Here is a 14,995-nt window from a genome sequence, read left to right as displayed (position 1 = left end):
ACAACCATCGCCAGTCTATCGAGACAAATGCCCTTTACGGCAATGTTGTAATATCTTAGAAGACTAAATATGAGCGATCAAACCTTGGCCCCGGCCGTCATGCACGGGACACGAATCTACGACGAGCTAAAGCGCGGTATCCTCACCTGCGAGCTGCCGCCGGGCACCGACCTGCGCGAACAGGAGCTCGCGCAGCAGTTCGAGGTCAGCAAATCGCCTGTCCGCGAAGCCCTTCAGCATCTCGTGCGCGACGGACTCGTGACCGTCATGCCGCGTCAGGGCTATCGCGTGTCGCCGATCTCCCTGACCGACGCGCGCGACATGTTCACATTCCGCTGCGCGCTCGAAGTCGCGTGTGTCGTCGAGGCCGCAAAGAACGCCAGCGACGAACAGTTGAAGGCCCTGGACCGGTTCCGCCATTTTCACGGCAAGTCCGAAAGCGAATTCATCGCCTACAATCGCGACTTTCACTGTGCACTCGCGCGATGCTCCGGCAATGGCCGGATGACGCGCACAACCTGCGACCTCATCGAGGAGGCCGACCGCCTCACCCGGATGAGCGTCGCCTCCTTGCGCGGGCACAACCCCGACAAGCTTGCCGAAGAACACAGCGCCATCATCACGGCATTGCAGGCGCGCAATTCGCGCCTCGCCGCCAACCTGATGAAAAAACACGTCACCGCGGCAGTGAAGCGTTTCAGCGCAGCTCTCGAATGGGCTGTGCTGCAAGCATAGTGCGTACCATCGGAGGTTACATGTCTGTCCAAGCGAACCCGCAATCTGCAAAAAATATCGAAACACACGGACTTTTCATCGACGGCCGCGAGGTGGCCAGCGAAACCTCCGAGACGCTTGCTGTCCACAACCCGGCCACCGGCGACATCATCGCCAGGATCGCGCACGGCACCGCAAGGGACGTCGATCGCGCAATGAAAAGCGCCCGCCGCGCTTTTGAAGGAAAGGATTGGGCGAGCATGCCGGTTCGCACGCGGGCCCGGCTGGTGAACAAGCTCGCCGATGCGTTCGAGGCCAATCTCGACGAACTCTATCAGCTTGAGACCATCAACAACGGCAGGCCGGTCAACGAGACACGCGCCCAGCTCCGCCGCGTACCCGATTTCTTCCGCTACAATGCCGGTCTGGCGCTCGCGCGGCGCGATGCGGTGATCCCGGTCGAGGGCGAGTATCTCAACTACACGCTGCGGCGGCCGGTCGGCGTTGTCGCCAACTGCACGCCCTTCAATCATCCGCTGATGATCTTGTCGAAAAGTCTTGCGCCGGTTTTCGCCTCGGGCTGCACCACCGTAGTCAAGCCTTCCGAATACACGCCGCTGACCACGCTGGCGCTGGCGCGCATTTTCTCCGAAGCCGGCCTGCCGGACGGAGTCTTCAACATTGTCACCGGCCTTGGCCCGACCACCGGCAAGGCGCTTTGCGAACATCCCGATTACAACAAGCTGGTTCTGACGGGCGGCACCGAAGCCGGACAAATCGCAGGCGCGCATGCGGGCCGCATCTTCGCGCATCAAACACTCGAACTCGGCGGCAAGACGCCAGTGCTGACCTTCCCGGATTTCGACGTGGATCGCGCCGTCAACTATGCCGCGTTCGGCGCCTTCATCGGCGCGGGCCAGACCTGCGTCTGCGGCAGCCGGCAGATCGTACATAAAGACGTCTATGACGAGTTCGTCGATAAACTGGCGAAAAAGGCAAAATCCATCCGCATCGGTGATCCCACCGAAACCACCACGCAACTCGGCCCGGTGATCTCGGAAAAGCAGCGCCAGCGCGTGCTGAATTACGTGAAGTTCGGTCTCGACGAAGGCGCGCGCCTGGTCGCGGGCGGCGGCGTTCCGAAGCATATGTCGAACAGCGGCGGCTACTTCGTGGAGCCGACTGTTTTTGCGGACGTCAGCGCGAAGATGCGCATCTTCCAGGAAGAGGTGTTCGGCCCCTTCACCTCGATCACGCCGTTCTCAAGTGAAGAAGAAGCCATCGCGCTGGCGAACGACTCGCCGTTCGGACTTGCCGCCGCCATCCGCACCAAGGATGTCTCGCGCGCTCATCGTGTCGCCAGCGCGTTGCAATGTGGCATCGTTTGGATCAACGACCACCATCGGCTCGACCCGGCCTCGCCTTGGGGCGGCGTCAAACTTTCAGGCGTCGGCCGCGAATTTGGGCCTGAGTCCTTCGACGACCACTTCGAAGTTAAGAGCGTGATGGTCAACATGACCGACCAGCCGTTCGACTGGTACGAACAAACGACACAGCAGCGACTGAATTGACCGCGGCACCGCTCTTAAAGGCTACAATTGATGTCGGGTCTGGATAGTGCGATTGAGGAAGTTTTACCTTCCTCAATTGGCATTTTCTGGCACGATCTTGTTTGTGCTCAGTGAGCGAACGTCGGGAAAGCGCCAGAAGAGGACATTGATTGGCCGCCTCAGGCATTCATCCAGCCGTTCCGGTCACAACATTCCCGAACTTCGCGAAAAACTCACCTGCGAGCTTCTTTGCCGTTGAATCGATCAGGCGGCTTCCAAGCTGGGCAATCTTGCCGCCGACCTGTGCATCGACGTCATAATGCAGCACGGTTATGTCGGCGTCCTGTTCAAGACGCACATTTGCGCCCCCCTTGGCGAATCCAGCAACACCGCCTGCCCCCTCACCGGTGATGCGATAGCTGTTCGGCGCATCGATATCCGACAGGGTGACCTTACCGTTGAACGAAGCCTTGACCGGCCCCACCTTGAGCGTCACGGTCGCCGTCATCTCGCTGTCTGACGCCTTTTCCAGCTTCTGGCATCCGGGAATGCATTGCTGCAAGATCGCCGGATCGTTCAACGCTGCCCAGACCACCTCCTTCGATGCGGCAATCCGCTCGCTACCGTTCATTTCCATATCATGTTCCTTAATCCGTTCGCGACGTCAGACCGCGCAGTAGCGATCCTGAATATCCTTGTCAGCAAGGAGAGCCGCTGAGCTGCTTTCGTAGACGATTTCACCCTGATCGATAATGATCGCCCGGCTCGCCAGCCGCAGCGCCCATTCGACGTTCTGCTCCACGAGAAGCAACGTCACACCGGAGTCGCGCAGACGCCGGAACAAAACACCCATCTCCTCGACCAATACCGGCATGATGCCTTCTGATGGTTCGTCGAGCAGAATCATCTTCGGTTTGGCGATCATCGCGCGGGCAATGGCAAGCATCTGCTGCTCCCCGCCCGACATGGTCGAACCCTGCTGATCAAGACGCTCTTTTAGCCGCGGGAAGATTTCCGCAATCTCATCGATTGCGGCACGCTCATTGATATTGCTGTCGCTCGCCAAAAGGCCGAGCCGGAGATTTTCGCGCACCGTCAGTCCCGGAACGATACGGCGCTCCTCCGGCACATAGGCAAGACCGATCCGGAAACGCTCGTGTGCCGCAAGCGGCATGATTTCGCGGCCGTCGAACGCGACATCCCCGGAGGCGCGCTGCATCAGGCCCATAACAGTGCGAATAGTCGTTGTCTTGCCCGCACCGTTGCGGCCGACAAGCGCGACAATCTCACCCGGTTCGACAGAAAACGATACGCCATGCAGCACATGGCTTGCGCCATACCAGGCATTCAGTTTCTTGACTTCAAGCATAGCCATGACTTTGCCCCAGGTAGACGCGGCGCACTTCGGGGTCCGATTGAATTTGCTGCGGCGATCCATCGGCAATCAGCTTGCCATGGTGCAGCACCAGGATGCGATCGCTGAGGCCAAGGATCATTTTCATCTTGTGCTCGACCAGCAGGATGGTCCGCTCAGCCGCGAGCCGCTCAATCAAGGCAACCATCTCCTTGGTTTCCTCCGGCCCCATGCCCGCCGTCGGCTCATCGAGCAGCAGCAGTTGAGGATCGGCGACCAGCGCAACGGCAATTTCAAGCGCGCGTTGCTGACCGTGTGCGAGAAACTTTGCCACTGTATGACGGCGCTCATACAGGCCGACGGCGTTCAATACAGTGTCGGCTCTCTCATCAAGGTTCTTGAGCCGATCGCGATTTGTCCAGATGTTGTAACGCGAATGCAGCGCCTGCGCTGCAACACGCACATTTTCATGAACCGTGAGAAGCGGAAAGATGTTTGTGATCTGATATGAGCGCGCGATGCCAAGATGTACGAAGCGATGCTGGGGCGTTCCGGTGAGGTCCTTGCCCTTGTAGGTGATACGGCCGGTGGATGGCGCCAGCACACCCGACAGCACATTAAAGAAGGTGCTCTTCCCCGCGCCGTTCGGTCCGATGACTGCCGTAACCTTGTTCTGCTCGAAATTTGCCGTGATCCCTTCAAGGGCTTTGAAACCGCCGAAAGTACGGCCGATATTCTCGACGGAAAGAAGGTGCTCGCTCATTTCGGCACCCTCCATGCCAATAATGCTCCCCAGATTCCCTTCGGCAGGAACAGCACGAATAGAATGAACACCGAGCCGACGACGATCTGCCAGTGCGACGTCCAGATCGAGAACACGTCTTCCATCAGCAGAAACGCCAATGCACCGACGAAGGGCCCGAAAAACGAGCCCGCGCCTCCGAGGAGCGTCATCATCACGATCATGCCCGATGTCTGGTAGTGCAATGAATCGAGCGGCACGATGGCGAGATGCATCGCCGACAGCGTTCCGGCCAGCGCGCAGATCAGGCCGGATAGCGTGAACGACATGAGCTTCGCCCGCTCGACATTATAGCCGCAGGCCCGTGCCCGGGTTTCGTTCTCGCGTATTGCCTCGATGACTGCCCCGAACGGCGAATTCAGAATCCGCGAGACAAACCAAAGCGCCAGCCCTGCAAACGCCATCAGCACATAATATTTCTGTAGCGGATCGAGAAAATTGATCTGAAGGCCAAACAGATCGATCTTGCTGACGGTAAAGCCGCGCAGACCATTTTCACCGCCGGTCCAGTTCGATGCCTGCAACGCGACATAGTAGACGAGTTGCGCCAGCGCGAGCGTCACCATGGCAAAGTAGATGCCGCGGGTGCGTATGGACAGCGCGCCGATCACCAATGCCAGAAGCCCGCCGCCGAGAACTCCGAGCACCACCGCCGCGTACCAGGGCAACCCAAAATGCACGATCGCGATGCCGGTGATGTAGGCGCCAGCACCGAAAAACGCAGCATGGCCGAATGACAGCAGGCCGGTATAGCCGAACAGCAGATTATAGCCGACGCACACCACGCCATAGATCAGCACGTTCACCGCGAGAGCCTTCGACGGCAACACCCACGGCAGCACGCAGAGTGCGAGAATCGACAGCGGCACCCGCCATTTCATAAGCCGTGCTCGCCATCCGCTTGTGACGGTGAGATTCGTCGGTGCGCGATCTGCTGACGCCAGCGGCGATGCGACAGGATTGATGTCGGTCATGCGTGAGCGCCCGATTTTCCGAACAGGCCCTGCGGACGGACCAGGAGGATGAGCGCCATCAGCGCGAACATGACGATCTGCGCCATCTCCGGCGCGATCAACGATGTCATGCTGACCGCAATGCCGACAACCAGCCCCGCAACCACGGACCCGGCCAGCGACCCCATGCCGCCGATCACGGTGACGACAAACGCTTCGGCCAGCACCAGCGATCCCATCTCGGGATTGACCGTGCGCATCGGCGCAGCAAGCACGCCGCCAAGCGCCGTGAGACCGACACCCAGACCGAAGACCAGTAGCCAGACCTTGCCGATATCGACACCCAGCACGCGCATGATCTGCGGATCGCGAGCCCCTGCGCGCACGATCAGGCCGAATTTCGTCTTTTCCAGCAACAGCCACAGCGTCAGTAAAATTACGCCGACCACGCCAATGACGAACAATCGATAGATCGGAAAATAGCCGATGCCGAGATTCACCACTCCGCGTAACTGCGAGGGCGTCGGGAATGGGATCCCGTCGCTGCCGAACACAATGCGTACGGCTTCAACCAGCACGTAACCGAGGCCAAAGGTCAGTAGCAGAGGATCATCGACGGAACGGCCATAAAGCGGGCGGATCAGCAAAAACTCCACCGCCATGCCGAACACACCAATGGTAAGCGGCGCAACCAGCAAGCCCCACCAGAAGCTGCCGGTGAGCGACGCAACCCACAGCCCGGCATACGCACCCACCATGAACATGGCACCATGCGAGAAATTCACGACTCCCAGCATGCCGAAAATAATCGACAGGCCGAGCGCAGCCATCACGAGGATCGCGCCGAGCGCGATCCCCGAGAACAACTGCATGGCGATGAGGCTAAAGTCCATCATCCACTCAATACCGTCAGGTCGGGAAGCCGAGTTCTGCGCAGCTGCGCAGCACGCTTTCGGAGGCCGGTTCGGTCGCCAGAATCTTGAAGAGATCGAGATCACTCTTCATCTCGGCCTTCTTCTTCGATTCCAGAACAAGAACCGACTGCACCGACTGGTGATCGCATTTGCGATAATATTGCGACCCCTTGGCGACGTCGTACTTCAACCCTTCAAGCGACGTGACCATCTTGTCGGTGACCGTGCCGCCGGCGGCCTGCATCGCAAGCAACAACGACATCACGCCGGTGTAGCCGTAGGCGCCATAGTCGGTCGGCGTGGCGCCACCATGCGTCGCGCGGAAGGCATCGTTGAAAGCCTTGGCGGAGGGAACCGTATCCTCCATGCCCCAATAATAGTTCGAGCCGCCGATAACGCCCTCGAATACATCGGGGCCGACAGCCAGCCGCTGGTTATGCAGGATAACCGGCACGACAATCTTCATCTGGTCCTTGAGGCCGAAATCGACCGCCTGCTTGATCGAGTTGGCCTGGTCGCGCCCGAAATTGCAGATACAGAGAATATCCGGCTTCATTGCACTGATGCGCGGAATGAAAGTCGAGTAATCCGGCGCTCCGATCGGATGCAGGATTTCCCCGACGGTCACGGCTCCGATCGCATCTCCCGCGCGCTTGAACCCACGCACCATTTCGTGGCCATAGGCATAGTCGGCCGCGAGATAAGCGATCTTGGCCCCTTTCTTGAAAGTGTGCTTCGCCACTGCTGCCGTGGTCATGGTGGGGTTCAACGCCTCGTGGAAGGTGTACTTGCTGAAATCCTTCACCTCGTTGATGCTGTCGGACTGACTGATGGAAATATAAAGCACTCCACGGGCACGGGTGACTTCGTTGGTCGCAAGCTGAATCGCGCTCGACAACGCACCGACAATGGCGCTGACTTTATCGTTTTCGATCAATTCCAGAGCGCGCGTCGCAGCCTCTCCGGCATTGAGCTTGTCGTCACGCACCAGCAATTCGACCTTGCGGCCGGCGACGCCACCCTTGTCGTTGATCTGCTGAACCGCAAGCTGCGCGCTTTTCACCTGATCCTTTGCCTCCGCCGCGTATGGGCCTGTGAGCGGCATCGGAAATCCGATCTTGATGGTGTCACCGCCCTGCGCACGCGCGACCCACGGCATTGCAAGCAGGCTGGCCCCGGCACCAAGGCCCTTCAAGGTGGCGCGGCGGGAGAGCGGAAAGAAGGCCGTATGTTTCATGTCAGTCATCGTTTCCTCCGGTATGTTTTATCGTTTCAGCTACTTTTTTTATTCGTGGCCTAACGCACGCAGAATGCGCGCCGGCGTCATTGGTATTTGGCCGATCGTGGCATCGAGTGACGCCAGTGCATCGTTCACCGCATTCATCGCAGCAGCCGCGGCCGCAGCCGTCCCTGCTTCGCCGCAGCCTTTGGCGCCAAGTTCTGTGTCCTGCGTCGGAGTCTCGACATGCGCGACCTCGATGTCCGGCATCTCAACCGCCATCGGCACGAGGTAATCGGCGAGCGATCCGTTGGTGAGCTGACCATTGTCGTCGTACAGGCATTCTTCAAAGAATGCCGCGCCGAGCCCCTGCACCACGCCACCACGAATCTGCTCATCGACCAGCATCGGATTGATGACGCGCCCGCAATCCTCGACGACCCAGTGCTTGAGGATCTTCACAAAGCCGGTCTCGGCGTCGAGCTCGATCAGGCTACCCTGGATGCCATTGGTGAAGGCGAACGGATAACCCTGCGGCGCATAATGATGTGCGACGGTGAGCTGAGGATTTGTGTCGGGCGGCAATGTATCGGAGCGGAAATAGACGATGCGAGCCACTTCAGCGAGCGCAATGCGCTGCTGGCCGCCATCGGCATCGACAATGTACCCATTCCGGATATCCAGCCGCTCCGGCTTTTCCTGCAGGATCGCCGCGGCGACGGAGAGAATGTTGGCTTTCAGTTTCTTCGTGCCCTGCAGCGCGGTTTCGCCGCCGATGCCCGCGCCCCGGCAGGCCCAGGTCGCACCGCCATGAGGTGTATTGTCGGTGTCTCCCGTCATCACCTTCACGCGCTCGCGATCGATCCCCAGCGTCTCGGCCACGATCTGGCCGACAATGGTTTCGGTGCCCTGACCAAGCTCCGTAACCGAAATCTGGCACTGCACTTCGCCCGAGGGCGTTACCTTGATGATGGCGCCGTCCTGCGCAGAAATGCGCGCGCCGCCCACACCATAAAATGCCGGCCCGGGATTCGTGATCTCGACAAACGCGGCGATGCCGATGCCACGGCGAATGCCTTTTTTCAGCAACTCCGCTTGTTCGGCGCGCAAGCCATCGTAATTCATCATCGTCTTGAGGCGCGCGAGACAAACTTCGTGTGACAATGATTCGAACTTGAAACCACTGGGCGAGGCGCACGGATAGGCATCGTCCGGAATGAAATTCCTCGCCCGCATCTCGAACGGATCGAGTCCTGCCCGCAATGCAGCCATATCGACAAGCCGTTCCGTCACGGCACAGGCGATGGGATGGCCGACCGCGCGATACTGACTGGTCTGCACCTTGTTCTGAAACACCACCGACAATTCCGCGCGGTAGTTCTTGAACCGATACGGTGTACCGATCAGGCGGACCACTTGATTGCCTTCCACCACACTGGTGCGCGGAAAGCTGGAGAACGCCCCGACAGCGGTCACGTCATCGACATCCATCGCCAGGATCGTGCCAGACTCGTCCATTGCGAGCCGGGCACGGACGCGGTGATCTCGCGCATGAATGTCCGACAGAAACGCCTCCAGCCGGTCGGCGACATATTTCACGGGCCGGCCAAGCATCATACTCAGGCCAACCACCGCCATGTCCTCGTGATAGACGTGCAGCTTCATGCCGAACGAGCCGCCAATGTCCGGCGCGATCACGCGAACATTGGCTTCCGGGACACCGAAGTGCCGGGAATAGAGATCCTGAAACTGATACGGGGTTTGCGTGGCGTGATGCACCGTGAGTTGGTGCTCGCTCGGATTATAGTCGGCAACGATCGCGCGCGGCTCCATCGTCACCGCCGTGTGGCGGCCGAAGGTGAACTCCCCCTCCACCACATGCTTTGCCGTCGCGAAAATGCCGTCGACCCCGCCGGTATCGATCTTTGTATTGAAACAAACATTGGTGCCGAGTTCCGGCGCGATGATCTCGCTTCCGGCAGCCCGCGCCGCATCGATATCCACCACGGGCGCGATTTCCTCGAACTCAACCATGACCGCCTCGGCGGCGTCCTCAGCCTGCGCGCGCGTATCCGCAACGACGGCGACGACCGCCTGCCCTGCCCAGACAACCCTGTCCATCGGCAACGGCAATTGCTCGGACGATTTCATGCCCTTGAAGTGATCAAGCATGCCGAGCCAGGGCTTGCAGATGCGCGAGAGGTCTTCGCCGGTCGCAATCAGCCGCACACCCGGCATGGCTTTGGCGTCTGCCATATCGATGGAAACGATCCGCGCATGGGCATAGGGACTGCGAACGAATGCCGCATGGAGCATGCGCGGCAACATCAGGTCGGTGACGTAACGTCCGCGGCCTGCAAGCAGCCGCTTCGCGTTCGGGCGCGAGACGGATCGGCCGATGTAGGAATTTGGCCTGTCGATGGAGTGAAGCGGCGTGTTCATACGTCAGCTTCCTCCCGCACGCTGATCAGACCTGTCCTTCGATCCCGTGCCACGGTCTCGATCGCATCGACGATCGCTTCATACCCCGTGCAGCGGCAGTAATTGCCCGACAACCCGTCGCGGATATGCTCCCGCGAGCCTGTGAGGTCCGTTTTCAGAAGATGGTAGGCGGTCACGAGAACACCTGCGGTGCAGAAGCCACATTGCAACGCATTGCGCTGATGAAATGCCTCCTGAATGTCAGCGATGGCGCCGCGATCGTTCAACCCTTCGATCGTCTCGATCGTCATTCCATCAGCCTGAACTGCGAACATCAGGCAGGCATGGATCGGCTTGTCGTCGAGAAGCACAAGGCATGCACCGCACGCGCCCATTTCGCAGCCCATATGCGTGCCGGTGAGTTGCAGATCCTGCCTCAAAAAATCCGCCAGCGTGTCCCGCGGCGACACATGGCGCGACACCACCTCTCCATTGATCGTCAATGTGATCGGCATCTTATCGGTCATGCCGCCTCCATCACGCGATGAAGCAGTCGTCCGAGCACAACCCGCGCCAGATGCATCCGCATCGCCGAGGTCATATGTTTATCGTCCGGCGGATCGAGGTCTGTCTCAAGCGCGGCCTGAGCGCGTTGGATCGTCTCGGCGTCAAGCCTGTTGCCGATCAATGCGCTTTCAGCGGCCTTCGCGCGAACCGGCGTCGCGCCGACTGCAATGAATACGATGCGGGCATCGCTGACGGTTTCCCCGTCAAATGACGCGATGACACCGACACCTACAATGGCGTAGTCGCCGCGCCGGCGGGCAAGTTCATCGAACGCCCACCGCTGGCTTGGCTTCACCACCGGCACATGCAGAGCGACCAGCAGTTCACCGGGCTCCAATGCGGTTTGATAAAGATCGAGAAAGAAGTCATCGGCCGCGATGCGGCGCGTGCCCGATGGACCGGCGATCTCCATTTCCGCACCGAGCGCCAGCATCATCGCCGGGAATTCGGAAGCCGGATCGGCCAGCGCAACGCTACCGCCCAACGTGCCTTTGTTGCGGATCGCCGGATGCGCAACATAAGGCGCCGCCTCGCTGAGCAACGGCGCATGCTTGCGGATCAGCGGATCGCTGAGTGTTTCAAAATGCCGGGTGAGCGCACCGATGCGCAGCCAGTTTCCATCAAGGGAAATCCCCTTCATGGAATCGATATGGGAAATGTCGACAAGCAATGATGGCGCCTGCAACCGCATCGCCAAGGCCGGAACGAGACTCTGCCCGCCCGCGATATAGCTCGCGTCGTCACCCGATCCTGCATATGCGCCGAGTGCGTCTTCGACCGTCGTCGGACGCACATAGCTGAACGCTCTGGCCTTCAACGAAACCTCCCTCGAGGCAGCCATCCAGATTTGTGACCATCTGGTAACTTAATCCAACCACGTCGGAGACAGACTCGTCAACAGAAATGACCATTTGGTCACTTTTTTGGATTGCGGTAGCGTAACGCAGATTTGGAAGTCCGATTCACGCCATGGCCAAAAAGGTCGTAAAATCAGTCAGGAAGATCGCGGCGAAACAACCGCGGCGACGCAACATGCGCGCGGCGGACCGTGAGCAATTCATTCTCGATGAAGCCATCCGGTTTTTTGCCGAACGCGGTTTCGAGGGACAAACCCGCGAACTCGCCAAACGCATGGGAATTACGCATGCGACGATCTACCGGCACTTTCCGAGCAAGGAGGCCCTGGTCGAGCGCGTCTATGAGCACATCTATCTGAGCCGGTGGAATCCGAACTGGGGACCGCTGATCCGCGACCGCACGCGGTCTCTCGAATCGAGGCTCACCCAGTTCTATCTCGAATATGTCGAGCGCGTATTCGACTACAACTGGGTGAGGATTTTCGTCTCGTCGGGCCTGAAGTCGTTCGACATTACCAGTCGCTACTTGGCTATCGTCAATCGCGAGATCATCGATCCCGCCTGCCGGGAGCTACGCCACGACCTGGGACTTCCAAGCGCCGACGACGTGCCGATATCAGAGCGCGAACTGGAAATGTTCTGGGGCCTGCACGGACGCATCTTCTATATGGCAATCCGACGCTTCGTGTACTGCACACCGACTCCTTCGTATCTCGACGACATCGTGCAGGATTCAGTGATAGGCTTTCTTAGTGGATCGAAGGACCTGATGCCGAAACTGGTCGTGGAGTTTACGGCTAAGAGCGCATCAGCGGTCGCACTTGGTCCGAAAGCTACGATCTAAGTCTAAGCCTACCCAGAAAAGAAGTCGTTGTTTGCTTTGGGTCCTGAGCCAATGTTGCGAAGCATCAGCATTGCGCCAGAAGCAAGCATCGTAACAATCTGAGTTCGCAGTTCTATTCTGAGTGGCGGCAATTTGGCGCTCCCTAGGGGAATCGAACCCCTGTTTCAGCCTTGAGAGGGCCGCGTCCTAACCGCTAGACGAAGGGAGCGTTGGGGCAAGGGATAGCCGCCACGGGCGCAATTCGCAAGGTGCGAAAAGCCGGTGTGGAAGGTTAAGGCTCGGTCGCGAACCGGGCCCGGCCCAGCAATTTGAAGGTTTTGGCGTCATAGGTGCGGATTTCGGTGGCCCCGCCGATATCCAGCGTCACCGCGATCCGGTCCTCCAGCGCCGCCGTGGAGACGATCCGGCTGCCCTTGGGCACCATGATCGTGGCTTCGGTGGCCGCTTTAGTCGCACCTTCACCACGAAACAGCTTGTAGCCGATGGCGATGAATACCGCCCCGATCCCGAGAGCCGTGGTCAGGCCCGCGATCAGCATCAGGCGCTTGAGCCGCGCCATCATGGCGGCCTGTTCAGGCGTCAGTTCGGCAGCTACATGTTCAGTCATGCAAGGGTCTTCTTCAAATCACCAGGGTGCGGAAAGTACCGGCGAACGCCGCATTATCACAGCCGGGGCTGCGGGCAAATCGCCAGGCCAATCGCAGCGGCTCGACCGCGTGCTCGCCGAGCAGGTCGAGGACCTCTCGCGCACCCGGCTGAAGGCCCTGATCGTGGCCGGCCATGTCAGCATCGGCGGCGCCCCGGTTCAGGACCCCGCCTATCAGGTCAAGGCGGACGAGACGATCATCGTCGAGGTTCCACCTGCCGTCGCCCCCGAGCCGGAAGGCGAAAACATTCCGCTCAATATCGTCTACGAAGATGACGACCTCCTCGTACTCAACAAGCCGAAGGGGCTCGTGGTGCATCCAGCGGCAGGGCATGAGACCGGCACGCTGGTCAACGCTCTCATTGCCCATTGCGGCACAAGCCTTTCCGGCATCGGCGGCGTCAAACGCCCCGGCATCGTGCACCGGCTCGACAAGGACACCACCGGGCTGATGGTGGTGGCGAAGAACGATCGCGCGCACCAGTCGCTCACGGCGCAGTTCGCTGACCACGGCCGCACCGGCGCGCTGCGGCGCGGCTACATGGCGTTCGTCTGGGGAGCACCCTCACGGTCGCACGGGACCATCGACCAACCGATCGACCGCCATCCCTTCGCACGGGAGAAAATGGCGGTCCGGCAAGGCGGCCGGCATGCCGTCACTCATTGGGAGATGCTTGAGAGCTTCGAGGGGCGGGACGGCAAGCCGCTCGCCGCCCTGCTCGCCTGCCAGCTCGAGACCGGGCGGACCCATCAGATCCGGGTCCATCTCGGCCATGCGGGCCACCCCTTGATCGGCGACGACGTCTATGGTTCGGGCTTCCGCACCAAGGCCAACCAGTTAGGCACTCCGGCAAAAACGGCGGTGGCGGCTCTGGGCAGACAGGCTCTCCATGCCTATCTCCTCCAGATCGAACACCCGGCCACAGGAGAAATAATGAACTGGCAGTCGGGGTTGCCGGAGGATTTGGTTCTCTTGCAGAGCGCCCTGCGCGCGGCGCCTTGACGCAGACCAATTGAGAAAACTCTAAGGTTACATACATTTAACAGGCGTCACGGCTTCGTGACCCCGTTTTGTTCTTCCCCTTTTCGCTCCCCTCGGGTATGCTGCACCTGCGTGACGGAGATGTCCCGTCGCGGAACATTGCAGCTCCGCTGGCTTTGACAAAGCAGCAGCCTGCCTGGCCCGCCGATGTCGGGGGCCTGAACAACGGAGGGCGCACCCACATGGCCCGGACAGCCACTCTGCCGGTTCTCAACGGAGAATCCGGTCTTTCCCATTACCTCGCCGAAATCCGCAAATTCCCGATGCTTGAACCGCAGGAGGAATACATGCTCGCCAAGCGTTGGCGCGAGCATGACGACCGGGATGCGGCGCATAGACTCGTGACCAGCCATCTGCGGCTCGTGGCGAAAATTGCCATGGGCTATCGCGGCTACGGCCTGCCGATCTCCGAGGTCGTCTCGGAAGGCAATGTCGGCCTGATGCAGGCGGTGAAGCGCTTCGAGCCTGAAAAGGGATTCCGCCTCGCCACCTACGCGATGTGGTGGATCAAGGCGTCGATCCAGGAATACATCCTGCGTTCGTGGTCGCTCGTGAAGATGGGCACCACCGCGAACCAGAAGAAGCTGTTCTTCAACCTGCGCAAGGCCAAGAGCAAGATCTCGGCGCTGGAAGAAGGCGACATGCGCGAGGATCAGGTCAAGCTGATCGCCAAGCGTCTCGGCGTGACCGAGCGCGACGTGATCGACATGAACCGCCGCCTCGGCGGCGATGCCTCGCTCAACGCGCCGATCCGCGACGACGGCGAGCCCGGCGAATGGCAGGACTGGCTGGTCGATACCTCGCCCAACCAGGAAGCCATCATGGCGGAAAGCGAGGAATATGATCACCGCCGCAACGCGCTGACCGGCGCGATGGGCGTGCTCAACCCGCGCGAGCGCCGCATTTTCGAAGCGCGACGTCTGGCCGAAGAGCCGATGACGCTCGAGGATCTTGCCGCGGAGTTCGGCGTCTCGCGCGAGCGCGTGCGCCAGATCGAGGTCCGCGCCTTCGAGAAGGTGCAGGCTGCGGTCAAGAGCACCGTGGCGCGCCAGGAGCAGGCAGCCCTTGAGGCCGCCTACTGAGGCACTCGCTTCGCTATCGAATAGAGATGA

Annotated in this window: 15 protein-coding genes and 1 tRNA gene; 5 read left to right on the top strand and 11 right to left on the bottom strand. The window is 60.1% G+C overall.

Annotation, left to right across the window (positions count from 1 at the left end; translation table 11 throughout):
• The first annotated feature begins 69 nt into the window (after positions 1–69).
• Together AFIDRAFT_RS13215 and AFIDRAFT_RS13210 are read left to right on the top strand one after the other, a co-directional pair.
• Complete coding sequence (locus AFIDRAFT_RS13215) at positions 70–735, top strand: GntR family transcriptional regulator (protein ID WP_009339997.1); 666 nt, start codon at positions 70–72, stop codon at positions 733–735.
• Positions 736–755: 20 nt separating this feature from the next.
• On the top strand, positions 756–2,285 hold the full coding sequence (locus tag AFIDRAFT_RS13210) for an aldehyde dehydrogenase (protein WP_009339996.1): 1,530 nt from the start codon (positions 756–758) through the stop codon (positions 2,283–2,285).
• A 166-nt stretch (positions 2,286–2,451) separates the two neighbouring features.
• Here AFIDRAFT_RS13210 and AFIDRAFT_RS13205 read toward each other — a convergent pair whose 3' ends face one another.
• The 9 genes from AFIDRAFT_RS13205 to AFIDRAFT_RS13165 all read right to left on the bottom strand — a co-directional run bounded on the left by AFIDRAFT_RS13205 (position 2,452) and on the right by AFIDRAFT_RS13165 (position 11,311).
• The gene (locus AFIDRAFT_RS13205) at positions 2,452–2,901 is read right to left on the bottom strand and encodes an SRPBCC family protein (protein WP_009339995.1); all 450 of its coding nucleotides are present in this window, start codon (positions 2,899–2,901) and stop codon (positions 2,452–2,454) included.
• Between the two features lie 27 nt (positions 2,902–2,928).
• Positions 2,929–3,633, bottom strand: coding sequence for an ABC transporter ATP-binding protein (locus AFIDRAFT_RS13200; RefSeq protein WP_040298408.1), 705 nt, complete (start codon positions 3,631–3,633; stop codon positions 2,929–2,931).
• Positions 3,626–4,381, bottom strand: a complete 756-nt coding sequence (locus AFIDRAFT_RS13195; RefSeq protein WP_009339993.1) for an ABC transporter ATP-binding protein — start codon at positions 4,379–4,381, stop codon at positions 3,626–3,628. The genes AFIDRAFT_RS13200 and AFIDRAFT_RS13195 overlap by 8 nt, the downstream gene beginning before the upstream one ends.
• Positions 4,378–5,301, bottom strand: a complete 924-nt coding sequence (locus tag AFIDRAFT_RS13190; RefSeq protein WP_009339992.1) for a branched-chain amino acid ABC transporter permease — start codon at positions 5,299–5,301, stop codon at positions 4,378–4,380. The genes AFIDRAFT_RS13195 and AFIDRAFT_RS13190 overlap by 4 nt, the downstream gene beginning before the upstream one ends.
• An 89-nt stretch (positions 5,302–5,390) precedes the next feature.
• A complete protein-coding gene (locus AFIDRAFT_RS13185) occupies positions 5,391–6,266 on the bottom strand; it encodes a branched-chain amino acid ABC transporter permease (RefSeq protein ID WP_009339991.1) in 876 nt (291 codons plus the stop codon).
• A gap of 16 nt (positions 6,267–6,282) precedes the next feature.
• Positions 6,283–7,533: an ABC transporter substrate-binding protein gene (locus AFIDRAFT_RS13180; protein ID WP_009339990.1), complete on the bottom strand. Its 1,251-nt coding sequence runs from the start codon at positions 7,531–7,533 to the stop codon at positions 6,283–6,285.
• Positions 7,534–7,572: 39 nt separating this feature from the next.
• Complete coding sequence (locus AFIDRAFT_RS13175) at positions 7,573–9,948, bottom strand: xanthine dehydrogenase family protein molybdopterin-binding subunit (RefSeq protein WP_009339989.1); 2,376 nt, start codon at positions 9,946–9,948, stop codon at positions 7,573–7,575.
• The gene (locus tag AFIDRAFT_RS13170; RefSeq protein WP_009339988.1) at positions 9,945–10,454 is read right to left on the bottom strand and encodes a (2Fe-2S)-binding protein; all 510 of its coding nucleotides are present in this window, start codon (positions 10,452–10,454) and stop codon (positions 9,945–9,947) included. Before AFIDRAFT_RS13170 ends, AFIDRAFT_RS13175 begins: the two co-directional genes overlap by 4 nt.
• The gene (locus AFIDRAFT_RS13165; protein WP_009339987.1) at positions 10,451–11,311 is read right to left on the bottom strand and encodes an FAD binding domain-containing protein; all 861 of its coding nucleotides are present in this window, start codon (positions 11,309–11,311) and stop codon (positions 10,451–10,453) included. The genes AFIDRAFT_RS13170 and AFIDRAFT_RS13165 overlap by 4 nt, the downstream gene beginning before the upstream one ends.
• 152 nt (positions 11,312–11,463) lie before the next feature.
• On the opposite strand from AFIDRAFT_RS13165, the gene AFIDRAFT_RS13160 reads away from it, so the two are divergent.
• Positions 11,464–12,195, top strand: a complete 732-nt coding sequence (locus AFIDRAFT_RS13160; RefSeq protein ID WP_009339986.1) for a TetR/AcrR family transcriptional regulator — start codon at positions 11,464–11,466, stop codon at positions 12,193–12,195.
• Positions 12,196–12,328: 133 nt separating this feature from the next.
• On the opposite strand, the gene AFIDRAFT_RS13155 is transcribed toward AFIDRAFT_RS13160, so the two are convergent.
• A tRNA-Glu gene (locus AFIDRAFT_RS13155) sits at positions 12,329–12,403 on the bottom strand.
• Between the two features lie 63 nt (positions 12,404–12,466).
• A complete protein-coding gene (locus AFIDRAFT_RS13150) occupies positions 12,467–12,802 on the bottom strand; it encodes a hypothetical protein (RefSeq protein ID WP_197083266.1) in 336 nt (111 codons plus the stop codon).
• Here AFIDRAFT_RS13150 and AFIDRAFT_RS13145 point away from each other — a divergent pair.
• Positions 12,801–13,844, top strand: a complete 1,044-nt coding sequence (locus AFIDRAFT_RS13145) for an RluA family pseudouridine synthase (protein ID WP_009339984.1) — start codon at positions 12,801–12,803, stop codon at positions 13,842–13,844. The two genes, AFIDRAFT_RS13150 and AFIDRAFT_RS13145, sit on opposite strands and share 2 nt — an antisense overlap.
• Before the next feature lie 221 nt (positions 13,845–14,065).
• Entirely contained in the window at positions 14,066–14,965 is a 900-nt protein-coding gene (gene rpoH, locus AFIDRAFT_RS13140) for an RNA polymerase sigma factor RpoH (protein ID WP_009339983.1), read from the top strand.
• Positions 14,966–14,995 lie beyond the last annotated feature (30 nt).

The sequence above is a fragment of the Afipia sp. 1NLS2 genome, assembly GCF_000178995.1.
Lineage (GTDB): Bacteria > Pseudomonadota > Alphaproteobacteria > Rhizobiales > Xanthobacteraceae > Afipia.
This window is presented reverse-complemented; position numbering and strand designations above follow the sequence as displayed.

What these genes read in the sequence shown, in the direction of transcription:
- AFIDRAFT_RS13215 (WP_009339997.1), top strand. Translation starts at nt 70, where the DNA reads ATGAGCGATCAAACCTTGGCCCCGGCCGTCATGCACGGGACACGAATC.
- AFIDRAFT_RS13210 (WP_009339996.1), top strand. Translation starts at nt 756, where the DNA reads ATGTCTGTCCAAGCGAACCCGCAATCTGCAAAAAATATCGAAACACAC.
- AFIDRAFT_RS13205 (WP_009339995.1), bottom strand. Translation starts at nt 2,901, where the DNA reads ATGGAAATGAACGGTAGCGAGCGGATTGCCGCATCGAAGGAGGTGGTC.
- AFIDRAFT_RS13200 (WP_040298408.1), bottom strand. Translation starts at nt 3,633, where the DNA reads ATGCTTGAAGTCAAGAAACTGAATGCCTGGTATGGCGCAAGCCATGTG.
- AFIDRAFT_RS13195 (WP_009339993.1), bottom strand. Translation starts at nt 4,381, where the DNA reads ATGAGCGAGCACCTTCTTTCCGTCGAGAATATCGGCCGTACTTTCGGC.
- AFIDRAFT_RS13190 (WP_009339992.1), bottom strand. Translation starts at nt 5,301, where the DNA reads ATGAAATGGCGGGTGCCGCTGTCGATTCTCGCACTCTGCGTGCTGCCG.
- AFIDRAFT_RS13185 (WP_009339991.1), bottom strand. Translation starts at nt 6,266, where the DNA reads ATGGACTTTAGCCTCATCGCCATGCAGTTGTTCTCGGGGATCGCGCTC.
- AFIDRAFT_RS13180 (WP_009339990.1), bottom strand. Translation starts at nt 7,533, where the DNA reads ATGACTGACATGAAACATACGGCCTTCTTTCCGCTCTCCCGCCGCGCC.
- AFIDRAFT_RS13175 (WP_009339989.1), bottom strand. Translation starts at nt 9,948, where the DNA reads ATGAACACGCCGCTTCACTCCATCGACAGGCCAAATTCCTACATCGGC.
- AFIDRAFT_RS13170 (WP_009339988.1), bottom strand. Translation starts at nt 10,454, where the DNA reads ATGACCGATAAGATGCCGATCACATTGACGATCAATGGAGAGGTGGTG.
- AFIDRAFT_RS13160 (WP_009339986.1), top strand. Translation starts at nt 11,464, where the DNA reads ATGGCCAAAAAGGTCGTAAAATCAGTCAGGAAGATCGCGGCGAAACAA.
- AFIDRAFT_RS13145 (WP_009339984.1), top strand. Translation starts at nt 12,801, where the DNA reads ATGCAAGGGTCTTCTTCAAATCACCAGGGTGCGGAAAGTACCGGCGAA.
- AFIDRAFT_RS13150 (WP_197083266.1), bottom strand. Translation starts at nt 12,802, where the DNA reads ATGACTGAACATGTAGCTGCCGAACTGACGCCTGAACAGGCCGCCATG.
- rpoH (WP_009339983.1), top strand. Translation starts at nt 14,066, where the DNA reads ATGGCCCGGACAGCCACTCTGCCGGTTCTCAACGGAGAATCCGGTCTT.